The 26,335-nt window shown below is 71.7% G+C and carries 21 protein-coding genes and 1 pseudogene; 5 read left to right on the forward strand and 17 right to left on the reverse strand.

The genetic code is table 11. The features are described from left to right. Positions 1–23: 23 nt before the first annotated feature. Positions 24–740, reverse strand: coding sequence for a hypothetical protein (locus tag ABT360_RS07595; RefSeq protein ID WP_351812242.1), 717 nt, complete (start codon positions 738–740; stop codon positions 24–26). Positions 741–1,008: 268 nt separating this feature from the next. Between ABT360_RS07595 and ABT360_RS07600 the strand changes: the two genes are divergently transcribed. Then, a complete protein-coding gene (locus tag ABT360_RS07600) occupies positions 1,009–2,157 on the forward strand; it encodes a GH12 family glycosyl hydrolase domain-containing protein (RefSeq protein WP_351812244.1) in 1,149 nt (382 codons plus the stop codon). Positions 2,158–2,304: 147 nt separating this feature from the next. On the opposite strand, the gene ABT360_RS07605 is transcribed toward ABT360_RS07600, so the two are convergent. The 14 genes and pseudogenes from ABT360_RS07605 to ABT360_RS07670 all read right to left on the reverse strand — a co-directional run bounded on the left by ABT360_RS07605 (position 2,305) and on the right by ABT360_RS07670 (position 20,600). Then, complete coding sequence (locus ABT360_RS07605) at positions 2,305–3,699, reverse strand: glycoside hydrolase family 6 protein (protein WP_351812246.1); 1,395 nt, start codon at positions 3,697–3,699, stop codon at positions 2,305–2,307. 79 nt (positions 3,700–3,778) lie between these two features. Then, a complete protein-coding gene (locus tag ABT360_RS07610; protein ID WP_351812249.1) occupies positions 3,779–5,899 on the reverse strand; it encodes a cellulase family glycosylhydrolase in 2,121 nt (706 codons plus the stop codon). Between the two features lie 178 nt (positions 5,900–6,077). Then, a pseudogene (locus ABT360_RS07615) lies at positions 6,078–7,356 on the reverse strand (pectate lyase family protein). 20 nt (positions 7,357–7,376) lie between these two features. Beyond that, positions 7,377–8,150: a rhamnogalacturonan acetylesterase gene (locus ABT360_RS07620; protein WP_351812252.1), complete on the reverse strand. Its 774-nt coding sequence runs from the start codon at positions 8,148–8,150 to the stop codon at positions 7,377–7,379. 290 nt (positions 8,151–8,440) lie between these two features. Further along, on the reverse strand, positions 8,441–9,787 hold the full coding sequence (locus ABT360_RS07625) for an ABC transporter substrate-binding protein (protein ID WP_351812255.1): 1,347 nt from the start codon (positions 9,785–9,787) through the stop codon (positions 8,441–8,443). Positions 9,788–9,803: 16 nt separating this feature from the next. Then, positions 9,804–11,798, reverse strand: a complete 1,995-nt coding sequence (locus ABT360_RS07630) for a pectinesterase family protein (protein WP_351812258.1) — start codon at positions 11,796–11,798, stop codon at positions 9,804–9,806. Between the two features lie 28 nt (positions 11,799–11,826). Further along, positions 11,827–13,368: a glycoside hydrolase family 43 protein gene (locus ABT360_RS07635; RefSeq protein WP_351812261.1), complete on the reverse strand. Its 1,542-nt coding sequence runs from the start codon at positions 13,366–13,368 to the stop codon at positions 11,827–11,829. Continuing rightward, positions 13,365–14,240 carry a PmoA family protein gene (locus tag ABT360_RS07640; protein ID WP_351812264.1) on the reverse strand — a complete coding sequence of 292 codons (876 nt, stop codon included), beginning with the start codon at positions 14,238–14,240 and terminating at the stop codon, positions 13,365–13,367. The genes ABT360_RS07635 and ABT360_RS07640 overlap by 4 nt, the downstream gene beginning before the upstream one ends. Beyond that, positions 14,237–15,364: a Gfo/Idh/MocA family protein gene (locus tag ABT360_RS07645; protein ID WP_351812267.1), complete on the reverse strand. Its 1,128-nt coding sequence runs from the start codon at positions 15,362–15,364 to the stop codon at positions 14,237–14,239. The genes ABT360_RS07640 and ABT360_RS07645 overlap by 4 nt, the downstream gene beginning before the upstream one ends. Positions 15,365–15,369: 5 nt before the next feature. Further along, positions 15,370–16,284, reverse strand: coding sequence for a carbohydrate ABC transporter permease (locus ABT360_RS07650; protein WP_351812270.1), 915 nt, complete (start codon positions 16,282–16,284; stop codon positions 15,370–15,372). Further along, entirely contained in the window at positions 16,281–17,219 is a 939-nt protein-coding gene (locus ABT360_RS07655) for a carbohydrate ABC transporter permease (protein WP_351812273.1), read from the reverse strand. The genes ABT360_RS07650 and ABT360_RS07655 overlap by 4 nt, the downstream gene beginning before the upstream one ends. 92 nt (positions 17,220–17,311) lie before the next feature. Continuing rightward, positions 17,312–19,036: an L-arabinonate dehydratase gene (gene araD / locus ABT360_RS07660; protein WP_351812522.1), complete on the reverse strand. Its 1,725-nt coding sequence runs from the start codon at positions 19,034–19,036 to the stop codon at positions 17,312–17,314. Then, positions 19,024–19,926, reverse strand: a complete 903-nt coding sequence (locus ABT360_RS07665) for a dihydrodipicolinate synthase family protein (RefSeq protein WP_351812276.1) — start codon at positions 19,924–19,926, stop codon at positions 19,024–19,026. The genes araD and ABT360_RS07665 overlap by 13 nt, the downstream gene beginning before the upstream one ends. Before the next feature lie 26 nt (positions 19,927–19,952). Then, positions 19,953–20,600 (reverse strand): GntR family transcriptional regulator, encoded by a 648-nt coding sequence (locus tag ABT360_RS07670; protein WP_351812278.1) that lies wholly within the window; start codon positions 20,598–20,600, stop codon positions 19,953–19,955. A 154-nt stretch (positions 20,601–20,754) separates the two neighbouring features. Here ABT360_RS07670 and ABT360_RS07675 point away from each other — a divergent pair, with 154 nt between their 5' ends. Both ABT360_RS07675 and ABT360_RS07680 read left to right on the forward strand, forming a co-directional pair. Beyond that, entirely contained in the window at positions 20,755–21,060 is a 306-nt protein-coding gene (locus tag ABT360_RS07675; RefSeq protein WP_351812281.1) for a hypothetical protein, read from the forward strand. Continuing rightward, positions 21,051–21,596, forward strand: a complete 546-nt coding sequence (locus tag ABT360_RS07680; RefSeq protein WP_351812284.1) for a hypothetical protein — start codon at positions 21,051–21,053, stop codon at positions 21,594–21,596. The genes ABT360_RS07675 and ABT360_RS07680 overlap by 10 nt, the downstream gene beginning before the upstream one ends. On the opposite strand, the gene ABT360_RS07685 is transcribed toward ABT360_RS07680, so the two are convergent. After that, positions 21,574–22,746, reverse strand: a complete 1,173-nt coding sequence (locus ABT360_RS07685) for a hypothetical protein (protein ID WP_351812286.1) — start codon at positions 22,744–22,746, stop codon at positions 21,574–21,576. The genes ABT360_RS07680 and ABT360_RS07685 overlap by 23 nt on opposite strands. Next, positions 22,743–23,672 carry a 5-dehydro-4-deoxyglucarate dehydratase gene (locus tag ABT360_RS07690; protein ID WP_351812289.1) on the reverse strand — a complete coding sequence of 310 codons (930 nt, stop codon included), beginning with the start codon at positions 23,670–23,672 and terminating at the stop codon, positions 22,743–22,745. Before ABT360_RS07690 ends, ABT360_RS07685 begins: the two co-directional genes overlap by 4 nt. 246 nt (positions 23,673–23,918) lie before the next feature. Between ABT360_RS07690 and ABT360_RS07695 the strand changes: the two genes are divergently transcribed. Continuing rightward, positions 23,919–24,728 (forward strand): NAD-dependent epimerase/dehydratase family protein, encoded by an 810-nt coding sequence (locus ABT360_RS07695; protein WP_351812292.1) that lies wholly within the window; start codon positions 23,919–23,921, stop codon positions 24,726–24,728. Positions 24,729–24,857: 129 nt separating this feature from the next. Beyond that, positions 24,858–26,066, forward strand: a complete 1,209-nt coding sequence (locus ABT360_RS07700; RefSeq protein WP_351812295.1) for a TerD family protein — start codon at positions 24,858–24,860, stop codon at positions 26,064–26,066. Positions 26,067–26,335 lie beyond the last annotated feature (269 nt).

Below are 26,335 nucleotides of genomic sequence, written 5' to 3' on the forward strand. Positions count from 1 at the left end.
TGTGGGAGATGGCCGCGGGACCGTCAGTTGGCGTAGCGCGTGGTGCCGTACTTCTTCACCAGGTCGGTGTTGGAGGAGACGGTCAGGTCCGCGGTGAAGCGGATCGAGTCACGGGTGGTCTCCAGGCTCACGGCGCCCTGGCCCGGGCCGCCGAGCTTGTAGACCCAGGTGTGGCCGGGGTCGATGCCGCGCTGGGGCAGCGCCACGTCGTGGAATCCGAGGCGGGCGATGTAGTACGACGTGCCGTCGCCGCGCTTCACCTCGACGAAGTCCTGCTGCGGGTGGCCGAAGGGCTGCGAGGCGCCGTAGTGGTGCTGGTCGGATCCGGACGGGGCGAGGAAGACCAGGACGCCGCAGTCGAGGTGGATGGGCTTGCTGGAGCGGTTGGTGAAGACCAGCTCGCGCAGCCCGTATCCGGTGGTGCTGTCGGCGCGGACGCTGACGGACAGCGGGACATTGGAGGTGAAGGACCTGGTCAGCGGCTCGTCGAGGATGGGGTTGCGGCCGGAGAGCGGGTAGCTGGGGCTGGTGTGGCAGCGTTCCAGCGGGGTGGTGTACTGCGAGGCCCCGCCGGTCGGGAGCGCTTGCGTGAAGGTCTCGGGGCCGCCGTTGACGGCCGTGGTCTGCCCGGCGGCGGCGGTGGCCGGGCGGGAGACGCCCAGCTGGACGGCGATGGCGGTGACGACGAGCGCGAGCGCGGCGAAGGCGGCCAGGGCCAAACGTGCGGTGGGTCGGCGCATCGGGTTCCCTCCTGGGGATGGAAGGCGGCACGGCGGAGGAGATCGGCGTTCTCCGCCGCCGCGCCACCGGGGTGAGGGCGGCAGGTTTTGGGAGCGCTCCCGCCCTCGCCCACCACTGTGCTGACGTGATGGGCTCACGTCAATGCACGCGTCCGATCTCTTGCCCCCCGCCCCTCGGGCTCCTACAGTCACTGAACGGACGCAGGAATGGGAGCGCTCCCAGATCGGACCCCCTCATACCGCTCATCCGGAAGGGACCCGCACCCGTATGAACAGCCTCATCCGCCGCACCCGCCACCGCGCCCGCTCCCTGCGTACCGCCGCGACAGCGGCCCTGCTGACACTGGGTTCACTGACCGCACTCCTGACGGCGACCGCCCCCGCGCGGGCCGACACACTGATCTGCGACCAGTTCGGCTCCACGACCATCCAGGGCCGTTACGTCGTCCAGAACAACCGCTGGGGCACCAGCGCCACGCAGTGCGTCAACGCGACCGCCACCGGCTTCGAGCTCACCCGCGCCGACGGCTCCGTCCCGACGAACGGGGCGCCCAAGTCGTACCCCTCGATCTACAACGGCTGCCACTACACGAACTGCTCCCCCGGCACCAACCTGCCGATGCGGGTCGACGCCATCGGCAGCGCGCCGTCCAGCATCTCGTACGGGTACGTCAGCAACGCCGTCTACAACGCCTCGTACGACATCTGGCTCGACCCGACACCCCGCACCGACGGCGTGAACCGCACCGAGATCATGATCTGGTTCAACCGGGTCGGCCCGATCCAGCCCATCGGCTCACCCATCGGTACGGCCACGGTGGGCGGCCGGTCCTGGGAGGTCTGGACCGGCAGCAACGGCGCCAACGACGTCATCTCCTTCGTGGCGCCCTCCGCCCTCACCAGCTGGAGCTTCGACGTGATGGACTTCGTCGACCAGGCCGTCGCCCGGGGCCTCGCGCAGCCGTCCTGGTACCTCACCAGCGTCCAGGCGGGCTTCGAGCCGTGGCAGAACGGCGCCGGGCTGCGCGTGACCTCCTTCTCCTCCACCGTCAACCCCGGCGGCACCGGCCCCGGCGACCCGGGCGGCCCCGGCACCCCCGCCGCCTGCCGGGTCACCTACGCCACCAACGTCTGGCCGGGCGGCTTCACCGCCGACGTGACCGTGGCCAACACCGGCTCCGCCCCCGTCAACGGCTGGCGCGTCGCCTTCACCCTCCCCTCCGGCCAGCGCGTCACCAACGCCTGGAACGCCACCCTCACCCCCTCCTCCGGCGCGGTGACGGCCACGAACACCTCCTCCAACGCCCGGATCCCGGCGAACGGCACCCAGTCGTTCGGCTTCCAGGGCACCTACACGGGGACGTTCGCCAGGCCCGCGCAGTTCACCCTCAACGGAACGGCGTGCGCGGTGGCGTAGCCGGCCCCTGCCGCGACGGCGGCAACCGGCCGGCCGTCCCCCCGTGGGTACGGCCGGCCGGTTGCCGGGTTTCTGGCGCCGGGGGCGAGGGAGCGGTCCCAGGGGGTGCCCGGCGAAGTGATCGCGGTGCCGGTGGGCGGCGTCGGGTTACTTCAGCGGGATCGCCGGGTGGGCGTTGGTGACGAGCATCCGGAACTGGTCGTGGAACCAGTGGCCGGCCAGTGGCGCGTCCGGCAGCGCGCCGGGTGTCGCCTCCGCGTCGCACATCGGGTCCGGGCGCTTGCCCTCGTCGTTCGGGATGTCCTTGCCCGCCCCGTCCGACTCGCCCGGCGGCTTGACCCACAGGAAGGCGTCCAGGTGCGAGTCCGGGTGGCCGGCGGGTGCCGCCTGCGGCGGCTCGCCCAGGCCGGCGCCGCTCACGTTGCACCACAGCCCGCGCAGCGGCCGGCGGTCCGCCTTGGACTCGGTGACGTACGTGTCGAGGGAGGTGCTGGTGCTCTCGGCGGTGGGCCGGCCGGGGCCGCCCCAGCCGTTGCGGGAGGTGTCGACGACCATCCCGGTGCTCGTGGGCCAGCCCAGGGCGACCAGCGCGCGGTGGACGGCCCGGGTGAAGTCCGCCTCGTCGAACTGCGGGTTCCAGCCGTAGAAGGCGCTCGACTTGACCGGGGCGCCGCCCACCACGCGGTCCGGGTCGGTGAGGAACGGCTCGGCGAGCGGGGTGTAGTTGGAGACGTTGGTGACCAGACCGTCCACGCTCGCCAGGCCCGCGGCCGTCCCCTTGGCGACGTCCGTGTACAACTGCGCGGTCTGCGCGAGGTTGCTGTCCCAGCCGAGCCAGCCGGAGTGAGCGAAGTCCATGTACGTGTAGACGTTCGGGATGGCGTGCAGCGTGTCGAGCGCGTACCGGATGGCCTCGACCTGGATGCCGCTGCTCTGCGCCTGGGCGCACTCCGGGTCGCTCAGGTTGGTGACGAGGTTCGGCAGGCTGTCGGGCTCGATCACGGTCGTGATGCGGATGTCGCGGTACTTGGGGCGGGCGAGGACCTTGGCGATGGCGTCGATGTACTCGGTCCGGTAGCGGGCGAGGCCGGCCTCGGTGAGCGGCAGTTCGCCGTTGGAGGCCTGGGCGGCGCAGTCACGGCCGGGGAGGTCGTACACCACGAAGGTGGCGACCACCGGCCGGCCGTGCTTCTTCTGGGCGAGCGCGAGGTCGAGGTGGTCGGCGAGGCTCTTGCGGCCCGCGTTGGCGGCGCCTCCGTGGATCGCGGCGATACGGTCCAGCCAGACGGCCGTCGGGTAGCGCTTGACCGTCCGCATCTTCGCCCGGACCCGCGGGTCGGCGGTCCTGGCGATGGATCCCTCGACGAGGCGTGAGTAGTCGGGGTTGACGTAGAACGACGCGCCCGCGAAGGGGTTGTCCACGTGGGCGGGGGCCTTGGCGGTCACGGCAGGGGCCGCACCGAGCAGCGTGGCCGTGACGGTGGCCGCGGCCAGGGCGGCGGCGAACGCTCGCCACCCGCTTCCGCGGTACGGGGTGGTCATGTGCGGCTCCTTGTTCGGGGAGGGGTTCCGGGAGCGCTCCCGTCGGAGGGCGCGCTCCCGGGTGGGGATCCGGCCGGGCTCAGGCGGCGGGCGGCGCGCCCCAGGCCAGAGCGGTGCCGGTGTACGCCGGGATCGCCGGGGCGTCGGCGTACGCGGTCGACGCCGTACGGCTGTAGTCGTCGGCCTCGTTGAAGTTCGACCAGTCGGACTTGCTCATCCGGAGCTGGATGTCACCGGTGTCCCTCCCGGCCGCCAGGGACCCGGCGGCGAACGTCACCTCCAGGTAGGCGTCCGCCCCGGCGACCGGCGTGGTCAGGGGCACGACCCGGAGCTTCAGCTGGGCGCAGCCCACGGCCGCGTAGTCGCACCAGGCGCTGACGGCAGGGGAACCGCCGTCCCGGGTGAAGTAGTACCGCGCGGACACCGTGCGCAGGTCCAGCGCGGGCGAGCCGGTGTTGACCACCTGGAGCCCCGGCCGGATGGCGTTGTCCGTCGCCGACGCGTCGTTGTTCTTGTACCGGACCTTCACCGCGCCCGACGGGCCGCCGCCCGGGTCGGTCGTGACGCTCAGCGCCGCGGACGGCGCCGACGCGTTGCCCGCCGCGTCCCGGGCGCGTACCGCGTAGCCGTACGCGGTGGAGGGAGTGAGCCCGGTGTCGGTGTACGCGGTGCCGGTCACCGGCGCCGCGTTCACCCTCGTCGTGCCCCGGTACACGTCGTAGCCGGTCACCCGTACGTTGTCGGTCGCCGCCGTCCACGACAGGGACACGCTGGTCGACGTCTTCGCCGTGCTGGTCAGCCCGGTCGGTGCGGTGGGCGGGGTGGTGTCCACCGGGTCGGGATCGCCGCCGCCGTCTCCGTACACCTCGCGCAGGCTGATGCCCGTGGTGCTCCCGGCGCCGCCGAGCGGCACCTCGTGGTCCAGGCTGACGAACTTGCCGCCGTGCTGCCACAGGGCGGGCTTGAGCAGGGCGTACTTCTGCTCGTCCCACGACTTCCAGTCGCCGAGCAGCAGGCCGCCGGTATCACCGGAGTTGGGGTTGATGCACCAGAAGGTCTGGTGGATGCGGTGCTCGACGATGAGGTCCCGCAGCGCGGTCATCCACTTCTCGTTCGGGCCGCCGTCGAGGAAGCCGCCCCATTCGCCGATGAGCAGCGGGGACTTGTTCTCCTTGTGCAGGTACAGCCAGTTGGGGTCCCACACGTCACGTTCGAGGGTCGTACGGTTCCACTCTCCGGTGAACCACGGCTGGGCATGGACCAACGGTCCGTAGTCGTGCGGGGAATACACCAGCTGATCGCTGTTGGCCCCCAGATCCACCGGGTGGTCGCGGACGCCGCGCAGATTCCCGCCCCACCAGGTGGAGTAGTAGTCGGTCGGGGTGGTGGACGTCCAGCTCACGCCCGCCTTGGGGTACACCTCGATGCCCTCGCACAGCACCAGCAGGTTCGGGTTGACGGCGAGGATGCGCTTGCCCGCCGCCTCACAGGCGTACTTGAAGTTGTCCTGGTCCCTCGAGCCGTCCCACTTGGCGCGCGGGGCCTCGTTGGCCTTGCCGTGCGGCTCGTTCTTGACGTCCATGGCGACGAGGGTGTCGTCGTTCCGGTAGCGCGCGGTCACCCACTCCCACGCGGTGTAGAACTGCTCGGGCGTGATCGAGCCCTTCCACCACACCGGATACACATGGCCGGAGTTGTCGGCCTCCGCGCTGTGCACGTCCAGCATGACCTTGATGCCGTACTGCTTGCACAGGGCAAGCCAGAAGTCGAAGATCTCCAGGGACGTCTTGCCGGCGATCTCCGGGTTGGCGTGGGTGTTGACGTTCGGGACGGCGGCCTGTCCGTTCCTCCACTCCAGCAGCAGCTGGGTGGAGATCGGTACGCGGACCAGGTTGATGCCCCGGTCCGCCATGGACTTGGTGATCTGGGTGATGTTGCCGGACCAGAGGCCGTGGAAGACCCGCTCGGAGGCGTTGAAGCCGAACCAGTTGGCGCCCGTGAGCCAGACCTCGTCGCCGTTCGCGTCGACGATCCTGTTGCCCTCGGTGTGCAGCCAGTCGTCCCCGGGGGCGGCGACGGCGGCCGCCTCCGGGACCGTGGGCCGGGCGGCGGTCACCGGGGCGACGGCCACCACCAACCCGGCGGCGATCACTGCGGCGGCCAGCGCGCGCAGGCGGCTGTGTACGCGTGACAGTCCCACTGTGTGCCCTTCTGTCGGGACGAGAAGCACGTGACAGGCGTGGGAGCGCTCCCAATGCGCGCTGTTCATGAAGCCAGGCGGCACAGGAGCTGTCAACCTTCCCGACAGGATCGGCCGGGTCGGCCCCCGGCTCGCGCCGGCCGACGCGGGGACTGGCAGGCCGGCGCGGCACACGCTGTCAGCAGACCTTGCCGGCGCCCGCGCGGGCGTCGAGGAGGCCGGGGAGGACGCGGGGATCGTCCACCCGGGTCCGGAGAGCCGGTGTCCAACCGGCACCGGACCGGAGCGGATTACCCGGGTTCATGGCATTGTGCGCGGCGACGAGATCGACCGTACGACCGTTGACGCGGTTGCCCACCGCGGTGAGCGGGGCGTCCTTCCACTTCTTCAGGACCTTTCCGGCGCCGACCCCTTCGGGGAGGCTGAAGGCGTTCTTCTCCGCGTACAGCCGCGACTCGATGCCTATGCCGAAGGAGTACGCGTAACTCTGCCCCTCCTTCACCACGAAGTGGTTGTTGTACACGTCGACCTGGCCGAAGCGGACGCGCGGAGTACGCTCGACGACACCGGTGAAGAGATTGTGGTGCAGCGTCACCTTGAGCTTTCCCGCATCCGTGGCGGCCGCACCATCACTGTTGCCGATCATCAACGTCTTGTCGTGGTCGGCGAACACATTCCAGGACGCGGTCACATGGTTGGCGCCGCGCACGATGTCCAGCTCGCCGTCGTGCTGCTGATAGAGCTCGCCGTAGTGGCGGGGAAGCGAACTGTCGGGGTACCGCCCGTCCGTGAAGGTGTTGTGGTCGATCCACACATGCGAGGAGCCGTACACGACCATCGCGTCGTACTCGGAGTTCCAGGCGCCGGTCGAGCCGTCCGTGGGGTCCCACTGCGGGAAGCAGTCGAGCGGGCTCTCCAGGGCCAGATTGCGGACGATGACGTTGTCCACGTTCTGGATCTGGAGACTGCCCCCCCGTGATCCCGGCACCCTTGCCGACCCCGACAATGGTCGTGTTGGCGGGGACGTACGCCTTGATGGAGGCGGCCTGCTTCCTGGCGGAGGCCGCGCGCAGGTCCTCCTGCGGTCCGCTGACGGGGGTGTCGTAGCCCCACACGGCCGGGTCGTAGTCGGCGAGGTACTGCTGGAAGTCGTATCCGTCCGCCTCGAACGCCTCGCAGCCGCCTTCGGTGGCGTCGAGGGTGCCCACCACCCGGATGATCCTCGGGGCGGTGCCGCCGGCCGCGAGGGCGGCCTTGAACGCGGCCCAGCTTCTGACGGTGTGGATGTGCGCGGCGTCGGCGGCGGCGCCTCCCGTGGTGCCCGCGCCCTCGGACGCCCATCCATCGCCCGCGGCGAGGGTCTGGCGCCCGAGGTCGGCCGCCGCGTGGGCGGGGGTGAGGGTCAGGACGAGTGCGGTGCATCCGGCGAGGGAGGCGCCCATGATTCGGGTACACATTGCGGCTCCTTGTGTGGGGTTCACGGCCAGGTGATCCATCCGGCCGGGACGGGCTCCTCCAGCCGCCGTACGTCGCGGGCGGCCAGCACACCGCGCTTCCGCAGGCCGCCCGCGACCATCCGCGCCACCTCGATGGCGCCGCGCGGCCGGAAGTGGGTGTTGTCCTGCTTGCCGGGCCAGTTGAAGTACTCCTTCGACGGTTCGGGCCCGAGCCTCTGCCACTCGGCGATCGACGCGGCCTGTACGTCGACGAGTGTCACGCCCTCCTCGGCGGCCAGCGCCCGCATCGCGGCCGGGTACTCCCCGTGCGTGGGCACCGCGTTGCCCTCGGCGTCGAACCTCCGCCGCTCGACGGACGTGAGCAGCACGGGCCGCGCCCCGCGCGCCCGCGCCCCCGTCACGTACCGGAGCAGGTGCTCGCGGTAGGTCGTCCACGGCTCGGTGTACCGGGCGGGGTCGGCGGCCTTCTGGTCGTTGTGCCCGAACTGGACGAGCAGGAGGTCGCCGGGACGAATGCCCGCGAGGACGGTGTCGAGGCGGCCCTCGTCGATGAAGCTCTTCGAACTGCGGCCGTTCAGCGCGTGGTTGGCCACGGCCAGGTGCGGGGTGAGGAAGAAGGGCAGGGCCATGCCCCACCCGGTCTCGGGCGCCGCGTCCGCATACTTCTGGGCGGCGGTGGAGTCACCGGCGATCCACACCGTCCGGTCACGGGACCGTGCCGCGGCGGTACCCGCGGGCACGAGCGGCAGGGCGGCGGCGAGCGCCGCCACGGTCCGTCTACGGCTCAGGGACATGCGTAACCTCTCGTACGAAGAAGGAAACAACTCCCGCACCCGGCGGACGGCCGGGGCGGGGCCGTGCAGGGTCGCCCCCGCAGAGGTTGGCGGCGACGGGTGGGCTCCCCTGCATCGGACCCGGGACCGTCGGCCTCGAGGAGGTGAGCCCGGAGGGGCCCCGCCCCACCCCCACCGGCAGCGACCGTACGTACGGGCGGTCCACCGTTCCGGTACCCGGGCGGGCCGGGGGCGGGCCGGCAGGGCAGAACGCGGGGCGGGCCGGGAGACCGGAACGCCCCCCCCCCGCGTCAGGACGCGTTCTGCTCGTTCCACTCGGCCTGCGCCTCGTTGAGCTGATCGGCCAGCGTGTCCAGGAACTCCTTCGCCGTCATCACGCCCAGCAGCACCTTCTGGAAGTTGGGCTCGTTGTCGGCCTTGCTGATCTTGTTCCAGTCGGGCAGGTAGTACGGCAGCTCCACGATCTTGGTGGAGCCGTCGGTGAGCGCCTTGGCGCCCAGCTTGGTGGCCTCGGCCTCGTTCATCCACGGGTCGGACGCCGCCTCCGCGTTCGCCGGTATGGCGCCCGCCGACTCGTTCCACTTGCTGTTGGACTCGCGGGAGACGGCGAACTCGATGAACTTCCAGGCCGCGGCCTTGTTCTTGCTGCTCTTGAACAACCCGAGGCCATCCATCGGGTTGGAGACCTGGACGCGCGTACCGCTGTCGCCCACCGGATTCGGGATGCCGGCGAACTTGTCCTTGCCGAGGGCCTTCACGTGGTCGGTGTACGAGCCGAGGTTGTGGCTCAGCATGCCGATGGTGCCGGTGTCGAACTGGGCGACCATCTTCTTGAAGTCGTTGTTGACGTCCGCCTCGGGCGTCGTCTTCTTGAACAGCCCGACGTACTTCTCCAGCGCCGCCACGTTCTTCGGGTCGTTGACGGTGGTCTTGTCACCGTCCCAGAAGGACGTGATGCCCGACTGCCCGTACATGGCGTCCAGCGCCTGCGCGATGGAGCCCGCGCCGCCCCGGATCGTGTAGCCGAACTTGTTGTTCTCGACGTCCGTCAGCTTGGTGGCCGCCGCGTAGAACTTCGCCCAGGTCGTCGGCGCGTCCAGGCCCGCCGCCTTGAACAGGTCGGTGCGGTAGTACAGCGTGCCGTTGCTCGCGGAGGTGGGCACCGAGTACATCTCGTCGCCCCGGCCCCCGGCGGACTTGACCGAGGTGACCATGTTGGGGACGAGCTTGCCCTTGAGGGCGGAGTCCTCGATCCGGTCGCCGACCGGCTCGAGCGCGTCCTGCGCGACGATGTTGGCGAGGTACGCGGCGCCGACACCGCCGACGTCCGGCAGGCCGCCTCCCGCGATCGCGGTGTCGTACTTGGACTGCACGTCCTCGCTGGGAATCGGGACGTAGGTGACCTCGATCCCGGGGTTCTTGGCCTCGAAATCCTTGATGATCTCCTGCCAGACGGCGGTGCGCACACCTCCGTTGTTGTCCCAGAAGGTGATGGTGCCCTTGCCGGAGCCTTCTTCGCCCGCGGCGGCGGTGCCGTCGTCACCGCATGCGGTGGCGGTCAGGGCGAGCACGGCGGCCAGGGACACGGCGGCGGCGGCCGTACGGCGCCGTCCGGGGCACGTCTGCGGGTTGTTCATGGTCGGCTCTTCTCTCTCAGTTCGTGCGGGAGCGGTGCGGGGCCCAGCCGTCCCGGCCGGCGAGGTAGTCGGCGACCTCGTGGCGGGTGGCGTCGGCGTCGGACATCTGCGGGCGGTCGGCGGTGACGACGGCGCCCGGGCCGTAGGTGCGGTATTCGCTGAAGCGGGCGTCCTTCCAGGAGAAGCCGCCCATGTCGGTCCACGGCGACGCCTTGATCGCGGCGGGCAGCTCGGTCTCGCGGATCAGCACCTGCCCGATGGCGTCCGGGTTGCCGCCCGGGTGCCAGGGCCGGCCGAGGTGGAAGGAGCCGGCCGGGGCGTCGCTGACGATCCGGGAGCGGGTGATCAGGAAGCCGTACGGGTTGTCCTTCCAGGTGCTGGCGGCGGTGACGTACCCGTTGTTGGTGGCGGAGCCGCGGCTGAGTGCCCGGATCAGCGACCGCTCGATGACGGTCGTGGCCCGCCCGTAGACGAAGTCGACGTCGCCCTCGATGTACGCGTCGCGGATGTAGACCCGGCTGATGGCGTCGAGCCGGGGGCTGTCGGTCATGAGGGTGTCCTGGTTGCCCTTGAAGGCGGTGTTCTCGAAGACGATCCGGTCGCCGGTGGTCTTCATCGCCAGGGCCTGTTCGGCGTTCAGCTCGACCGCCGCCTCGTCGAAGTCGTTGACGAAGGTGAGGTTGCGGGCGGTGACGTCGGAGGCGGCGATCAGGACGGTGGCGCTGGCGGAGGACCCTCCGTACGCGTTCGGCGTGTCGTACACGATGACGGTGGCGTCCCGGTCCGGGCCCGTGCCTTCCAGGGCGATCCTCGGCTTGTCGGCGGGGACGCGGACCTTCTCGCGGTACGTCCCGGGCGCGATCCGGATCGTGACGAGCCCGTCGTTCCCGGCCGGGACGGCATCCACGGCGGCCTGGACGGTGGGGTGGGCGCCCGGCACGTCGAGCACCGTGTTCGTGCCGATCGTCCGCTGCGGGCCGGAGAAGCGCTTCACCAGGGCCGGTACGGCGGCCGCGGGGTCGAGCCGGTAGGCGTAGAAGTCACGTGGTTCGAAGGCGGCGCCCCATTCGTCGTGGCGGCCGGTCGTCCCTCGCAGGATGGACCCGCGCTCCACCAGCTCGGCGGTGGGGTCGGCCTGGTGGGGGTGCTGGACGTCCTCGTAGTAGCTGTTCTCGATGACCATCCGGGTCTTGCCGCGCGCCCAGTTCCCGTACGACCAGACGGGGTCGCCGTCCGCGACCTGCGCGGACAGGTAGTTGTTGAAGAGATGGGCGTAGGCGCAGTTGTCCGCGGAGGGGTTGCGCTGCTTGGTGCCGCTGAACCAGTTGTGGTCGATGGTGATCTGGGTGGTGACGTTGTCCGTCCAGCCGATGCCGAACGCCTTGTTGTGGTTGTCGAAGCGGTTGTAGGAGACGGTGACGTACTGGCTGTCCTTGCGGACGTCCAGCAGTCCGTCGCCCATGTGCGTGAAGCGGTTGTGGTCGATCCAGACGTGGTGGACGGAGTCCATCTGGATGCCGTCGAAGTCGGTGGTCTTGCCGTCCCAGTCGCCTTCCACGTAGGAGTCGCGGATGGTGAGGTTGCGGATGATGACGTTGTGCGTGCCCGGCTTGAGCTGGAGCTCGCCGTGCACGATCTCACCGCTCGTGCCGACGCCGACGATGGTCTTGTCGGAGGCGACGGTGATCGAGGAGCCGAAGGGCTCGACGTCGATCGAGCCCGCGACCCGGATGGTGTAGGGCTCGGTGGCGCCCGCGTACCTGGCGAGGTCGGTCTGGGTGCGGACGGTGACGACCTTGCCTCCCTTGCCGCCGGTGGTCCCGCCGGCGAGGGAGGCGAAGCCGTGGGGTTCGTCCGCCTGGTGGGGCCCGGACGTGTGGCTCTGCGCCTGTACGGATACGGGCACGGCCTCGGCGGCCGGGGCGGCCACACCCAGGCCGAGGGCGGATACGAGGGCGGTGACGGCGGCCAGGGCCCGGCCTGGCAAGCGCTTGCTGCACGGGTACGGCATGGCGGCTCCAATCGGCCTACACAAGAGATCAGTTGACGTGAAATCCGGTGAACGTGGCCGTCCCGGCGCTTCCCTGTCCCGGGGGAGCCACCGCGAACAGGCCGAGCAGGGCCCCGACCCAGCGCCAGGGCGTGGCGGCGAAGACCGGCCCCGAAGCCCGCCACCCCTCCCCCGTGCCGGTGTCGGCGCAGAACCGGCAGCGGGCACCCGGCGACACCTCGACACGCAGCCGCACCCGTCCGCCCGCCGAAACCGGCACCACGCGCGCGTGCTCCGCGTCCCGCTCCTTCTCGGCGACCGCCTCGGCGAACCGGTGGACCAGCCGCACCTCGCCGCCCGCGCCCCGCTCCAGCCCGATCCACGAGAAGGCGTCGCCCAGGACGGCGAGCCCCGCGCGGGCACCGGGCTCGGTGGACTCCAGCGCCAGGGTCACCTCGGCGGTGAACGTCTCGGCGGGCAGCCGCTGGGTGAGCACGTTCGGCAGGAGGCGCAGGTCGTGGGCGTCGGCGCTCCGGACACACGCCAGCCGCAGCCCGTCGCCGCCGTGCTCGACGGTCCACCCGGCGCACCGGTTCGCCGTCCATTGCCACTGCCGCCCATGGCGCCCGCCCGGGAACGCGTCGTCGGTCGCGGGCGCCTCCACGGGCTGCGGCGGGGCGGCCGGTTTGCGGTGGACGCGCACGGGCTCGCCGCCGTCACCGAGCACGGGCCAGCCGTCCGCGTCCCAGGCCATCGGCTGGAGGTGGACGACGCGCCCGTACGCGCCACGCGCCTGGAAGTGCAGGAACCAGTCCTCGCCCGCCGGGGTGCGCACCCAGCCGCCCTGGTGGGGGCCGTTGACGTCGGTGGAGCCCTGCGCGAGGACGGCCTTCTCCGCGTACGGCCCGAAGAAGTCCCGCGCCCGGAAGGCGCCCTGCCAGCCGGTCTCCACCCCCCCGGCGGGGGCGAGGATCCAGAACCAGCCGTCGTGCCGGTAGAGCTTGGGCCCCTCCAGGGTGAACCAGCCGGGGATGCGGTCCCCGTCGACGATCACCTTCCCCTCGTCGAGGAGGGTGCGCCCGTCGCGGCTCATCCGGTGGCCGGTGAGCCGGTTCTTCACGCCGGACCGGGACTTGGCCCAGGCGTGCACGAGGTACGCCTCGCCGGTCTCCTCGTCCCACAGGGGGCAGGCGTCGATGAGGCCCTTGCCCGCCTTGACGAGGTACGGCGTGCTCCACGGGCCCCGGATGTGCTCGGCGTGCACCTGGAAGATCCCGTGGTCGGGGTCGCCCCAGAAGATCCAGAAGCGGCCGTCGGCGTGGCGCAGGGACGGCGCCCACACACCCCGGTCGTGGCGGGGTGCGGCGAAGTCGGCGGCCGGCTCCAGCCGGTCCAGGGCGTGCCCGATGATCGACCAGTTGACCAGGTCGCGGGAGTGCAGCAGGGGCAGCCCGGGGGCGCGGCCGAAGCTGGAGGCGGTGAGGTAGAAGTCCTCGCCGACGGCGACGACGTCGGGGTCGGACCAGTCGGCGTTCAGGACCGGGTTGCGGTAGGTCCCGTCGCCGAGGTCGGCGGTCCACACCGGCGTCATGACAGGGCCTTCCGTACGAGGGCGGCGGCCTCGCCCCGGTCGAGGGCGCCGTCCGCGACGACGGTCACCACCCGGCGTACGACGGTCGCTCCGGCGGGCAGCGCAAGGCGCCGCTCCCAGGCCAGGGAGGAGCCGACGCCGGGGTACTCCCCGGTGCGGACGAACCAGGGGTCCTTCCGCGTCTCCTCGGTGGCGCCGGCGAAGACGAGCGTCCAGTCGCGGCCGGTCAGAGCGAGCCAGTCGGCGACACGGCCGTGAACGGAGGTCTCACCCTCCGCCTCGGCGGTGAAGACGCCCGGCGCGGTGGCCTCCTCGGGGGCGTGGGGGACACGAGAGGGGCGGAGGGCGCGGGGGGCGCGGGGGGCGCGCCAGAAGAAACCTCCGTATCCGGCTCCTGGGCGGCCGTTGGTGGCGGGCGACCCTATGGAGAGGGGTTCGGGGCCGGGGTTGGTGAGGGCGAAGGTGAAGTCCAGCGCCCAGGCGGCGGGGGTCAGTCCGGTGGCGGCGACGGTCCGGCACTCGCGGAGCAGTTCGCGGCCCTCGGCGCGCCAGGACAGGTCTTCGACGAACCCGTCCGGGTCGCGCAGTTTCCAGCCCTCGTGGTGCTGGACGCCGTGGTTGTCGAGCTCGGTCGGGCCCTGGTCGCGTACGAAGGTGCGGCCGCCCCAGAAGTTGTGGCCCGCCACATCCGGGACGGCGACCGAGACGCCCAGGTGGTGAGGGTGGTCCTCGGGGCGCTCCTCGGTGACGGGGGCGCCCCCCAGGGTGGTGACGGGGTGGAGGTAGGGGCGGGGCGAGAGGCGGAGGCCGATGTCGGGCCGGTGGAGGTAGCGGGCGACGGGGCGGCCCGCGCAGCGCAGGAGGAGGTTCACGGGGAGTTCTCCAGTTCGGAGAAGAGGCGGAGGGTGTCGGCGCTCGCGTGGACGAGCCCGTCGATGCCCTTGACCACGCGGCGGGGCCCTGAAGGGCCGCCGTCCGCGTACCAGGTCCCTTCGGGGAGCCGGCGCGGTTCGGGGGCGGTGCGTACGGCTTCGACGAGTCGCATGAACGCGCCGGTGCGGTGCGGCGGGACGAGCAGGCCCTCACCACCGCGTACGTGGGCGATCAGGTTCTCCAGCAGGTCCGTGCGGCCGTGGACGGTCTCCACGGGGCCGTGTCCGGCGCGCTGCACCAGGACCCGGTCCTGCTTGTACCAGAGCGTGATGCGGCCGTGGCTGCCGTGGACGACGACGTACGGCTCTCCGGGCTGTTCGGCGCAGAGCGTCACGGCGACGGTGAGGGGTGTGCCGTGTGCCGTCGTGATCCGTACGCAGGAGGTGTCGTCGGCCTCGATGTCGTTGGCCCGGGCGAGTTCGAGCTGGATGCCCGTCACGTCGTCGGCGCGCGGGCTGCCGTCGAGGGCGAGGGCGGTGGCCACGGCGTGGGCGAGCGGGTTGGTGAGGACGCCGTCGACCACGTCCGTACCGTCGTCCAGGCGCCGTTTCCCGGCCCAGGGGGAGCGCCGGAAGTACGCTTCGTCGCGGGCCCAGGCCCCGGCGGCGCCGATGCCGGTGACCTCGCCGATGGCGCCGTCCGCGATGAGGTCGGCGATGGCGGGCAGGGCGTGCGAGCCGATCGACTGGAAGCCGATCTGGCAGGCGATGCCGGCGTGCCGCACCCCGTCGGCCAGGCGGCGGAACTCCGCCCACGAGGGTGCGGGCGGCTTCTCCAGCAGGACGTGCGCCCCTCGCCGGGCGGCGGCGAGGGCCAGCGGGGTGTGGGTGTCGATGGGTGTGCAGATGACGGCGATGCCCGCGCCGGTGGTCTCCAGGAGGGCCGTGAAGTCGGCGGACTGGGCCACGCCGTCGAAACCGTCGAGTTCGCGGGCGGCGAGCGGCCGCAGTTCGCAGACGCCCGCGAGGCGCACGAGGCCCGCCCGTTGCAGGCGCCGAATGTTGCGCAGGTGCCATTGGCCGTGACCTCGGGCGCCCGCCAGGACGAGGGGAATCGGGATCATGGGGCTCAGCCCTTCACCGCGCCGGCGCTGAAGCCGGTGATGAGCCACTTCTGGATGAAGGCGAAGACGATCACCACGGGTACGGCGGCGACGACTCCGCCGGCCGCCAGCGCGCCCAGGTCCACGCTGTCCGAGCCGATGAGGGTGTTGAGGCCGACGGGGATGGTCTGCCTGTCCTGCCTGCTGAGGAACATCAGGGCGAACAGGAAGTGGTTCCAGCTGTGGACGAAGGCGAAGGAGCCGACCGCGACGAGTCCGGGCCGCAGCAGCGGCAGGACCACCGCGCGGAAGGCGCGGAAGCGGGAGCAGCCGTCCACCCAGGCGGCTTCCTCCAGGGAGACCGGTACGTTCTTGATGAACCCGCTGATCAGGATGATCGACAGCGGGAGTTGGAAGACCGTCTCGGCGATGATCACGCTGCCCAGCGAGTTGATCATCCGCATTTCGCGGAAGATCTCGAACAGCGGGACCAGCATCAGGGCGCCCGGGATGAACTGGGAGCACAGCAGCGCCAGCATGAAGCCGTTCTTGATCCGGAAGTTGAACCGGGCCAGCGCGTAACCGCCGGAGAGGGCTATGAGCGTCGTGGTCACCAGGGTGGCGACACCGACGAGCATGCTGTTCTGGAAGAAGACGCCGAAGCTGCGCTCGTTCCAGACCTTGTCGAAGTGCTCGAAGGTCATCGGCCAGGGCACCAGCGACGTCGACCCGGCGGGCCGCAGCGCGAACAGCAGCATCCAGTAGAACGGGACGAGCGTGAAGAGCAGGTACAGCCCGAGCGGGAGGTAGATCTGCCAGCGCGGTACGTCGTCGAAGGCGCGCTCCCGTTTCGGCGAGCGCCGCGTCCGGGACGGGGGCAGCGGGCCCTGGAGCGCGGGCACGCGCGCGTGGGTGCCCTTTTCCGCGAGTTGGGCGGTCATGAGCGGTCGCCTCCGAACTTGCTCAGGCGCAGATAGAGGATCGAGCAGAAAAGGAGGATCACGAAGGCGACGGTGGTGAGCGCGGAGGCGTACCCGAAGTCGTGGCCCTCGATACCGGTGTTGGCGATCATCAGGGGCAGCGTCGTGGTGACGCCGGCCGGTCCGCCGCCGGTGAGGGTGTAGAGCAGGTCGACGTTGTTGAACTCCCAGACGCCGCGCAGCAGCGTGGAGAGGATGATCGCGTCCTTGAGGTGCGGCAGCGTGATGTGGAAGAACTGCCGCAGCCGGCCGGCCCCGTCCACGGACGCCGCCTCGTAGAGGTCCCTGGGGATGGACTGGAGGTCGGCGAGGATGAGGATGGCGAAGAAGGGGACCCCGCGCCACAGTTCGGCGACGACCGCCGCCCAGAAGACGGTGCCCGTGTCGGAGAGCACGGAGGTGCCGTACGACCCGATGCCGACGTCGGCGAGGTAGCGGCTCATGCCCGTGGAGGGGTTGTAGAGCAGCATCCAGATGGTGGTGGTCAGGACGCCGGAGACGGCCCACGGCGAGAAGACCAGGGCGCGGGCGACGGCCCGGCCGACGAACGTCTGGTTGACCAGCAGGGCCAGTACGAGTCCGAGGGCGAGTTGCAGGCCGACCTGGACGACGACCCATTTGGCGCTGAAGCCGAGCGTGGGCCAGAAGAGCGGGTCCTCGGTGAAGAGGCGGGTGAAGTTGTCCAGGCCCGCGTAGCCGTTCTTCCACGGCTTGGTGACGTTGTAGTGCTGGAGGCTGTAGTGGAAGACGCTCAGCACCGGGTAGGCGATGAAGCCCAGCATCAGCAGACCGGCGGGCGCGATCAGCAGATACGGCAGGCGGCGTGGTTCGGCTCCGGTCCCCGTGCGGCGCCGGCCGGCCCGGGGGTGTTTCGCCACGGCTGCGGCTTGGGCCATGACATGTCTCCGTTCGTCATTGCGTGGGGTGAAGCGCTTACCGGATCACGTTCGAGATGTCGGACATGAGGATCCGGCCATGGGAGGGCGGTTCAGCCCGCGTAGGGGTCCGGGACCTCGCCGGCCCGGGCGAGGAACGCGAAGTCGCAGCCGGTGTCGGCCTGGGTGATGTGTTCGCTGTAGAGGGCGCCGTAGCCGCGTCCGTACCGGGCGGGCGGTGGGGTCCACTCGGCCCTGCGCCGCTCCAGTTCGACGTCGGGTACGTCCAGGTGGAGCGTGCGCGCCTCCACGTCGAGGGTGATGAGGTCGCCGGTGCGCACCAGGGCCAGCGGGCCTCCGACGTACGACTCGGGCGCGACGTGCAGGACACAGGTGCCGTAACTGGTGCCGCTCATCCGGGCGTCGGAGATCCTCACCATGTCCCGCACGCCCTGCTTGAGCAGGTGGTCGGGGATCGGGAGCATCCCGTACTCCGGCATCCCCGGGCCGCCCTTGGGCCCGGAGTTGCGCAGCACCAGGACATGGTCGGCGGTGATGCCGAGAGCCGGGTCGTTGACGGTGCGCTGCATGGTCCGGTAGTCGTCGAAGACGACGGCGGGTCCGGTGTGCTTGAGCAGGTGCGGTTCGGCGGCGATGTGCTTGATGACGGCGCCGTCGGGGCAGAGGTTGCCGCGCAGGACGGCGACACCGCCCTCGTCGGCGAGCGCCCGCTCACGCGGCAGGATCACGTCGTCGTCGTGCACCAGGGCCCCGTCGAGCTGCTCGCGCAGGGTGGCGTGGGCGACGGTCGGCCGGTCCAGGTGCAGCAGGTCGGTGATGCGGGAGAGGAATCCGGGCAGCCCGCCCGCGAAGTGGAAGTCCTCCATGAGGTACCGGCCGCCGGGGCGGAGGTTCGCGAGGACCGGCACGGTCCGGGCGATCCGGTCGAAGTCGTCGAGCGTGAGGGTGACGCCGGAGCGGCCCGCCATGGCGATCAGGTGGATCACGGCGTTGGTGGAGCCGCCGAGTCCGAGGACGGTCGTCACGGCGTCCTCGTACGCCTCCCGGGTCAGGATCCGCGACAGCTTCAGGTCCTGGCGTACGAGCTCGACGATCCGCATCCCGGAGGCCGCGGCCATCCGGTCGTGGCCGGAGTCGACGGCCGGGATCGAGGAGGCGCCCGGCAGGGTGACGCCCAGGGCCTCGGCGGCCGCCGTGAGGGTGGAGGCGGTGCCCATGGTCATGCAGTGGCCGGGCGAGCGGGCGAGACCGCTCTCCAGCTCGGCCATCTCGCAGTCGCCGATGACCCCGGCCCGCTTGTCGTCCCAGTACTTCCACATGTCCGTCCCCGAGCCGAGCACTTCGCCCCGCCAGTGGCCCGGCAGCATCGGCCCGGCCGGTACGAAGACGGCCGGCAGGTCGGCGGAGGAGGCGCCCATCAGCAGCGCGGGCGTCGACTTGTCGCAGCCGCCCATCAGCACGGCGCCGTCCACGGGGTACGAGCGCAGCAGCTCCTCCGTCTCCATGGCGAGGAGGTTGCGGTAGAGCATGGGGGTGGGCTTCTGGAAGGTCTCGGAGAGGGTGGCGACCGGGAACTCGAGCGGGAAGCCCCCGGCCTGCCACACGCCCCGCTTGACGGCCTGGGCACGGTCGCGGAGGTGGACGTGGCAGGGATTGATGTCGGACCAGGTGTTGAGGATCGCGATGACCGGCTTGCCGAGGTGCTCCTCGGGGAGGTAGCCGAGCTGGCGGGTGCGGGCGCGGTGGCTGAACGAGCGCAGGCCGTCGGTGCCGTACCACTGGTGGCTGCGGAGCTCTTCCGGCCTCACAGGGACCAGCCCCCGACCATCGCGGCGATCTCGGCGCGGCGCGCCTCGGGGAGCAGGCGGCTCGGCGGGCGCACGTCACGGCGGCACAGGCCGAGGGCGTCCAGGGCCTCCTTGACGACGGTGACGTTGTCGGCGGACTGGTCGGCGGCGCGCAGGTCCTCGAAGGGGCGGATCTGCTCCCACACCTTGGCGGCGGCCTGCTGGTCCCCGGCGCGCAGCGCCTCCAGCATGGCGAGCGAGACGGCCGGGGCGACGTTGACCAGCCCGGAGGTGAAGCCGGTGGCGCCCATGGCCCAGTAGGCGGGTGCGTACAGCTCGGCGAGGCCGGCGATCCACACGAACCGGTCGAGTCCGGCGTCGCGGGCGACGGCGCCGAAGCGGGCGGCGTCGGGCACGGCGTACTTGACGCCGATGACGTTGGGGCACAGCTCGCCGAGCCGGGCGATGGTCGCGCCGTCGAGGAGCGGGTTGCGGACGTACGGCACGACGCCCAGCTCGGGGACGGCGTCGGCGATCTCGCGGTGGTACTCGATCCAGCCGTCGCGCGAGACGTACGGGTGCACGGGCTGGTGGACCATGACCATGCCGACGCCGCACGCGCGCGCGTGCCGGGCGGCGGCGGTCGCGGTCGGCAGGTCGTGTCCGACGCCGACGAGGACGGCGGCCCGGTCGCCGGTCTCCCCGACGGTCAACTCGGTCAGCAGGACCCGCTCTTCGGGGGTGAGGGCGTAGAACTCGCCGGTGTTGCCGTTGGGGGTGACGGCCCGTACACCGCCGTCGAGGAGTCTGCGCAGCAGGGCGCGGTAGGTGGCGCGGTCGACACCGCCGTCGGCGTCGAAGGGGGTCACGGGGATGGCGACGACGTCCGCGAGTGCCGCCCTCAGCGATGTGTGGTCCATGCGTGCGGGCCTTTCCGTCACAGGGGTCACCGGGCCTCCTCCGGGAAGGCCCGCTCGACGAACGAGGCGATGTGGTCGTGCAGGGCACGTGCGGCGCCGTCGGCGTCCCCGGCCCGCGCCAGGCCCAGGATCCGCCGGTGCTCCTCCGCCTCTTGCCGCCAGGAGGGCTGCGCGCTCCAGGCGACGGTGGACACCAGGGCGGCCTGGTCGCGTACCTCGTCGAGCATCCGGGCGAGCAGCGGGTTGCCGCAGGGCAGGTAGAGGGCGCGGTGGAACTCCCGGTTGGCGAGGGAGCGTTCGGCCTGGTCGGCGGCGGCGTCGGCGTCGGCGAGCGCCTGGCCGGCGGCGTCGAGGGACGCACGGCGGGTGATGGTGCGGCGCAGCGCCTCGGGTTCGAGGAGCAGGCGCACGTCGTACACCTCGTGCGCCATGGCGGCATCGACGGTGCGGACGGTGGCGCCCTTGTACTGGCTCATGACGACGAGGCCGGTCCCGGCCAGGGTCTTGAGGGCCTCCCGTACGGGGGTCTTGGACACCCCGTACCGCGCCGCCAGTTCGGTCTCCACGAGGGCCTTTCCGGGCGGTAGCTGCCCGGTGAGGATCGCGTGCTTGATCGCCTCCAGGACGTACTGCGTACGGGAGGGAATGGGGCTGGGGGCGGCGGCGAAGGCCATAGGGGCGGCTGCTCTCATATCTCGCGTATCGCGTCTCATATATGACGTACGAAGTACGACGCGATGAAGCTAGAGCGGCGGCCCGTGTTCGTCAACGCTTATGACAGAACTCGTCAGTTGGGTGTTCCGGGGCCGGGAGCAGGGAGGCTGCCCGATGCGTTCGGGGCCCCTGCTCCGCACGCCGGTGGGCATGGTGAACCGGCTGGGCGGCCTGGGCGGGCTGCGGATGGCCGCCGACGAGGGCATGATGCTGCTCGCGCCGCTGACGGGTGCGGCGCTGTTCGCGCGGTTCGGCGGGGCGCCGGTGGCGGTCCTGGACGCGGTGACGTTCGCGCTGGCGGCGGGGGCGTTCGCGCTGCTGCGGGCGCGGGAGGAGGAGCCACCGGAGCGGACCGGTGGGCGGCTGTCGGACACGTGGGAGGGGAGGGGGCACGGTACCTGTGGCGGTCGGTGGCGCTGAGGCCGCTGGTGGTGGCGGGGGCGTTCACCATGGGGCCGGCGGGGGTGAACGGTGCGCTGATCTACGCGGTGGCCGGTGACGTCCTCGGGCGCTCGCCCGCGTTGGTGCTGTACGCGGTGCAGGGCGCCGGTTCCGTGGTGTCCGGGGTGGTGGCGGGGCCGCTGCTGCGGCGGCTGGGCGAGCGGGGGTTCATGACGGCGGGCATCGCGCTGTTCGCCGTCGCGGTGGGCGGGCGGGCGCTGCCGTACGACGCGACGGCGCCGGCGTGCAGCGGGCTCATCGGCGCGGGCCTGCCGTGCGTGGTGATCGGCGCGCTGACGGCGGTGCAGCGGCGGACCCCGGACGCGGTTCTGGGCCGCACCGCCGCCACCGCCAACACGCTGCTCTTCGTCCCGAACGCCCTGGCCCTGGCGCTGGGCGCGGCCCTGGTCGCCGTCGTGGACGCGCGCGTCCTGCTGCCGGTGCCGGCGGTGGCGGGCCTGGTGACGGCCGCCGTGCTCGGGCTGCCCGGGCTCAGGGGGACAGGGCGGCCCTGACGGCGGCCAGATCCGGGCCGGAGGCCAGGCCCGCGTGGTAGAGCCGCAGTTCGGTGGCGCCCAGCTCCCGGGCGTGGGCGGCGTCGGCGGCGAGGGTGGACGGTGACCCTCCCATGCCGGTCACCACCGTGAAGTTGGCCGCCAGGACGGCGTCCACGCGCGCGTGGGCGGCGAACGGGGGCAGCACCGTCTCCGCGCCGCCGCCCGTGCAGGGCAGCACGACGCCGTCCGCGACGGACAGGATGTGGGCGGGGTCCACCCCGGCGTTGGCGCCCGTGCGGTACGGGGCGGGGTCGGCGTGCAGCAGGATCCGGAACGCCGGGTGGGCGGCCGCCCGGACCGCCGCGACGGCCGCCTCCTGGAGGGTGCGGGCGGCCCGGGTGCGCCATGCGAGGGTGGCCGCGGCGAGGCCGGCGCCCAGCAGCTTCTCCACGGCGGGCCATCCGGCGTCGGGCGATCCGCCCGAGGCCCACACGGGCTCCAGTGCCCGGCGCACGGCGGCGGCCGTCTCGTCCGGGTCCAGGCCCTGTTCCCCGTACCCGTCGCGGCACACGGCGCAGAAGCACAGGGACATCAGGTACTGCGCGGCGTCCCCGAGGGCGACGCCCGCGGTCTTGTCGTGGGCGTGCAGGTGGGCCATCCCGTACCAGCCGCACGACTCCAGCTCGGTGCCGCGCGCCCCGGGGCGTACCGCCGCCTCGGCGGCCAGCTCCACCAGGTAGGCCCGCACCTCGGGGCGGGCGATGCAGGGCGCCCACGGGTAGCGGTCGCCGTAGGCGTTGACCACGGAGGTGCCGGGGTGCTCGGCGCCGAGGCGGGAGCTGTGCGCGAGGACGACCCAGCTGTGGACGTCCAGCCCGGCGGCCTCCAGGGCCCGGGAGGCCTCCCCGTACGCGTCACCGGGCGCCCAGTCGCCCGCCTCGTACGGCGCCAGGTCCCGCCCGGCCCAGCGGGAGGGGTCCGGCGGGTAGAGGACGGCGGCGTACTCGGCGGTGACGAGGCGGTGGGCCGGGTGACGCGGGGTCAGGGCCCGGGTGGTGTGGTACGCGGAGGCCAGGGTGACCTGCTGGACGCCGAGGTCCGCGATCCGCGCGGCGGCGTCCGGGTCGCCGACGACGTCCCACGGGTAGACGAAGGCGGAGGCCCTCACCGCTGGTCCCCCAGCAGGGCCCGGCCGCGCTCGATGATCTCGGCGAGCTCCTTGATGTGGGTGGGCGTGGGCTCGCTGAGCGGTGGGCGGACCTCGCCGACTTCCAGGCCGCCGAGCCGCACGGCCGCCTTGACCAACGAGACGGCGTATCCCCGTCCCTGGGCGCGCAGTTCGACCAGCGGCCGGTAGAAGCCGTCGATGAGCCGGTCGACGGTCGTGTCGTCGCCGCTGTTCAGCGCCCGGTGGAAGGCGAGGGCGATGTCGGGGGCGAAACAGAAGACGGCGGAGGAGTAGAGCGTGACGCCGATGCCCCGGTAGGCGGGGCCGGTGAGTTCGGCGGTGGGCAGGCCGTTGAAGTAGAGCAGGTCGAGGCCTTCGGCGCGTACGGCGCTGATGATGCGCTGCATCAGGTCCAGGTCGCCGTGGCCGTCCTTGAGGCCGATGACGCCGTCGACGCGGGCGAGTCCGACCGCCGTCTCGGGGGTGAGGATCGCGTTGTCGCGCTGGTAGACGATGACGTCGAGCCCGGTGGCCCCGGCCAGGGCGGTGTAGTGGCGCAGCAGCCCTGCCTGGTCGGCGACGACGAGGTAGGGCGGCATGGCGAGCAGCCCGTCGGCGCCGGCCTCCTCGGCGAGCTTCGCGTACTGGATCGCAAGGGCCGTCCCGTACCCGGCGCCCGCCACGACCGGCACCCGTCCCGCGGTCGCCTCGACGGCGGCCGCCACGGAGGCGCGGAACTCCTCGGGCGTGAGGGCGTGGAACTCGCCCGTGCCGCAGCAGGCGAACACCGCACCGGCACCTGCCTCGACCCCGGCGCGCACGTGCGCGCGGAACGCGTCGAGGTCGAGCGCGCCATCGGGTCCGTACGCGGTGACGGGGAAGAAGAGCAGGCCGTCGAGTCGGCCGGCGAGCGGGGCTGAGGTCACGGGCGCTCCCTGAACAAGGCGTCGTGCACAACTATGATCGGCGTCCATATTTCTGAACATCGCCACGCTAGACCCGCCTCCTCGGGCCGGTCAAGGCGGAAGTTTGACGGAAAACCGCAACTCAGAGGCGGAGTTGGCGACCCCCCGCCACACTTGACGGTGTTCCGGCCCGCTCCCTAGCGTGTCCACGCTTATGAACGTTATCCATGTACGCGACCCACTCGTCCCCACCAAGGAGATCCGCCCATGCCCGCTCCCCGAACGGTCCTGCTCACCGGAGCCGCCGGCGGCCTCGGCACCCTGATGCGGGGGCTGCTGCCCGCGTACGGATACGAGCTGCGCCTCTTCGACGCCACCCCCATCGAGGGCGAACGGCACGCGATCACCGCCGACCTCGCCGACAAGGACGCGCTGCGCGAGGCCGTACGGGGCGTGGACGCGATCATCCATCTGGCGGGCATCTCCCTGGAAGCCCCCTTCGAGAAGATCCTGCGCGCCAACATCGAAGGCACCTACAACCTCTATGAGGCCGCCCGGGAGGAGGGCGTGAAGCGGGTCCTCTTCGCGTCCAGCAACCACGCCGTCGGCTTCACCCCGCGCCCGCGCGAGGGAGAACCACTGATCCCGGTCGACACCCCGCGCCGTCCCGACACGTACTACGGCCTGTCCAAGTGCTTCGGCGAGGACCTGGCCCAGCTCTACTGGGACCTGCACGGCGTCGAAACGGTCTCCGTACGCATCGGCTCCTGCTTCATGGAGCCCACCTCCGTACGGATGCTCTCGGTCTGGCTGAGCCCCGGCGACTGCGCCCGCCTCTTCCACGCCGCCCTCACCGCCGAGGACGTCAGGCACACCGTGGTGTACGGCTCGTCCGCCAACACCCGCCTGTGGTGGGACCTCTCGACGGCCCGGGGCCTCGGATACGAGCCGCAGGACGACTCCGAGCAGTACGCCGGGAAGCTCGTCGCCGAACACGGCGAACTGGACGACGCCAACCCCGACCACGCCCACCTGGGCGGCCACTTCTGCACGAACCCTCCCCGGTGGCCGTACTGACACGGCACCGCCGAGATCACCCACCAGGGCCGCCCCGTCGGCAGGCCGCGGGGCGCCCCCGACCACCCGCGTAACCGGAGTGGCCGAAGGTAAGGGAACGGCAAAGCGGCCTCGGTCGTTACCTCAGGCATGACAGCTATGACCCCCGGCTCGAACATCCCGCTTCCCGTCACCCGTGTGGCGGTGGACGTCGCCGCGCCCGTGCGGCTCGACGTATCGGGCCTGCTGCTCACCGCCGACGGCAAGGTGCGCTCCGACGACGACTTCATCTTCTACAACCAGCCGTCCGGCCCCGGCGTGACCTACCGGTCCGGCGGCGGCACGGCACCCGACGCGATCATCGTGGACACGGCCGCCGTCCCGCCGGGCATCGAGAAGATCGTCGTCACTGCGAGCCCGGACGCCGCCGGGCAGACGTTCCAGGGCATCGAACCCACCGCGACCATCCGCAACGCCGACGACGGCACCGCGCTCGCCACCTTCACACCGCCGCAGCTCGGCGCGGAAACCGCGCTGGTCGTGGTCGAGGTCTACCTCCGAAACGGCGCCTGGAAGGCCCGCGCCGTCGGACAGGGGTACGCCAACGGGCTGGCCGGCATCGCCACCGACTTCGGCGTCTCGGTCGACGAGGAGCCGGCGCAGGCCGCCCCGACGCCCGCGCCCGCCCCCGCCCAGGCACCGACGCCCCCGCCTGCCGCCCAGGCCGCGCCGCCCGCACCCCCGGCTCCCCCTGCCGCCCCGGCGCCCGCGCCCGGCACCGGGAAGATCAACCTCGACAAGGGCCGGGTCAGCCTCCAGAAGAACCAGACCGTCTCCCTCGTCAAGGGCGGCCGCCCCCTCCTCTCCCAGGTCAAGATGGGCCTCGGCTGGGAGCCCGCGTTCCGCGGCAAGGACATCGACCTGGACGCCTCCGTCATCGCGTACGGCCCCCAGCGCAACCACCTGGACAGCTGCTACTTCGGCAAGCTGGCGATCCTGAACGGCTCGATCAAGCACTCCGGCGACAACCTCACGGGCGAGGGCGCGGGCGACGACGAGGTGATCGTGGTCGACCTGGGCCGGCTCCCCGCCGACGCCACCGGACTGGTCTTCACGGTCAACTCCTTCTCCGGCCAGAAGTTCACCGAGGTCGCCAAGGCCTACTGCCGGCTGATGGACGCGGCGACCGGCGAGGAACTGGTCCGCTTCGACCTCACCTCCGCCGAACCGCAGACCGGCGTCATGATGGCGAAGCTCGTCAAGCAGTTCTCCGGCGAGTGGGAGATGACCGCCATGGGCGAGTTCGTGAAGTCGCGGACCGTGCGCGGCATGGTCAAGCCGGCCGCCAAGGCTCTGTAGGACCCCCAGGGAGACATCGCCCGCGGTGCCGTCCTGGCTCGGCCGGTGCCGGGAGCGCGGCCACGACGGCCCCGCCGTCCCGGCCCGGCCGATGCGGCTCTCCCAGGCCGCAACCGCGGGCCGGTGTTCGTCCCCCACGGCCGCCCCGGACCGGGGAAGGCCGTCAGCCCCGTGACATCTGCCCGCACACCGCCTTCGCCCGGCTGGCGTACGGTCAGGCCAAGCTCACCAGCCTTCTCGCCCCGGCGCTTGCCGACGACGAAGCACCT

It is taken from the genome of Streptomyces sp. NPDC000229, assembly GCF_040300825.1.
Lineage (GTDB): Bacteria > Actinomycetota > Actinomycetes > Streptomycetales > Streptomycetaceae > Streptomyces.

What these genes read in the sequence shown, in the direction of transcription:
- ABT360_RS07670 (WP_351812278.1), bottom strand. Translation starts at nt 20,600, where the DNA reads ATGGCCTTCGCCGCCGCCCCCAGCCCCATTCCCTCCCGTACGCAGTAC.
- ABT360_RS07605 (WP_351812246.1), bottom strand. Translation starts at nt 3,699, where the DNA reads ATGACCACCCCGTACCGCGGAAGCGGGTGGCGAGCGTTCGCCGCCGCC.
- ABT360_RS07665 (WP_351812276.1), bottom strand. Translation starts at nt 19,926, where the DNA reads ATGGACCACACATCGCTGAGGGCGGCACTCGCGGACGTCGTCGCCATC.
- ABT360_RS07700 (WP_351812295.1), top strand. Translation starts at nt 24,858, where the DNA reads ATGACAGCTATGACCCCCGGCTCGAACATCCCGCTTCCCGTCACCCGT.
- ABT360_RS07655 (WP_351812273.1), bottom strand. Translation starts at nt 17,219, where the DNA reads ATGGCCCAAGCCGCAGCCGTGGCGAAACACCCCCGGGCCGGCCGGCGC.
- ABT360_RS07630 (WP_351812258.1), bottom strand. Translation starts at nt 11,798, where the DNA reads ATGCCGTACCCGTGCAGCAAGCGCTTGCCAGGCCGGGCCCTGGCCGCC.
- ABT360_RS07595 (WP_351812242.1), bottom strand. Translation starts at nt 740, where the DNA reads ATGCGCCGACCCACCGCACGTTTGGCCCTGGCCGCCTTCGCCGCGCTC.
- ABT360_RS07625 (WP_351812255.1), bottom strand. Translation starts at nt 9,787, where the DNA reads ATGAACAACCCGCAGACGTGCCCCGGACGGCGCCGTACGGCCGCCGCC.
- ABT360_RS07650 (WP_351812270.1), bottom strand. Translation starts at nt 16,284, where the DNA reads ATGACCGCCCAACTCGCGGAAAAGGGCACCCACGCGCGCGTGCCCGCG.
- ABT360_RS07620 (WP_351812252.1), bottom strand. Translation starts at nt 8,150, where the DNA reads ATGTCCCTGAGCCGTAGACGGACCGTGGCGGCGCTCGCCGCCGCCCTG.
- ABT360_RS07675 (WP_351812281.1), top strand. Translation starts at nt 20,755, where the DNA reads ATGCGTTCGGGGCCCCTGCTCCGCACGCCGGTGGGCATGGTGAACCGG.
- ABT360_RS07600 (WP_351812244.1), top strand. Translation starts at nt 1,009, where the DNA reads ATGAACAGCCTCATCCGCCGCACCCGCCACCGCGCCCGCTCCCTGCGT.
- ABT360_RS07635 (WP_351812261.1), bottom strand. Translation starts at nt 13,368, where the DNA reads ATGACGCCGGTGTGGACCGCCGACCTCGGCGACGGGACCTACCGCAAC.
- ABT360_RS07695 (WP_351812292.1), top strand. Translation starts at nt 23,919, where the DNA reads ATGCCCGCTCCCCGAACGGTCCTGCTCACCGGAGCCGCCGGCGGCCTC.
- ABT360_RS07645 (WP_351812267.1), bottom strand. Translation starts at nt 15,364, where the DNA reads ATGATCCCGATTCCCCTCGTCCTGGCGGGCGCCCGAGGTCACGGCCAA.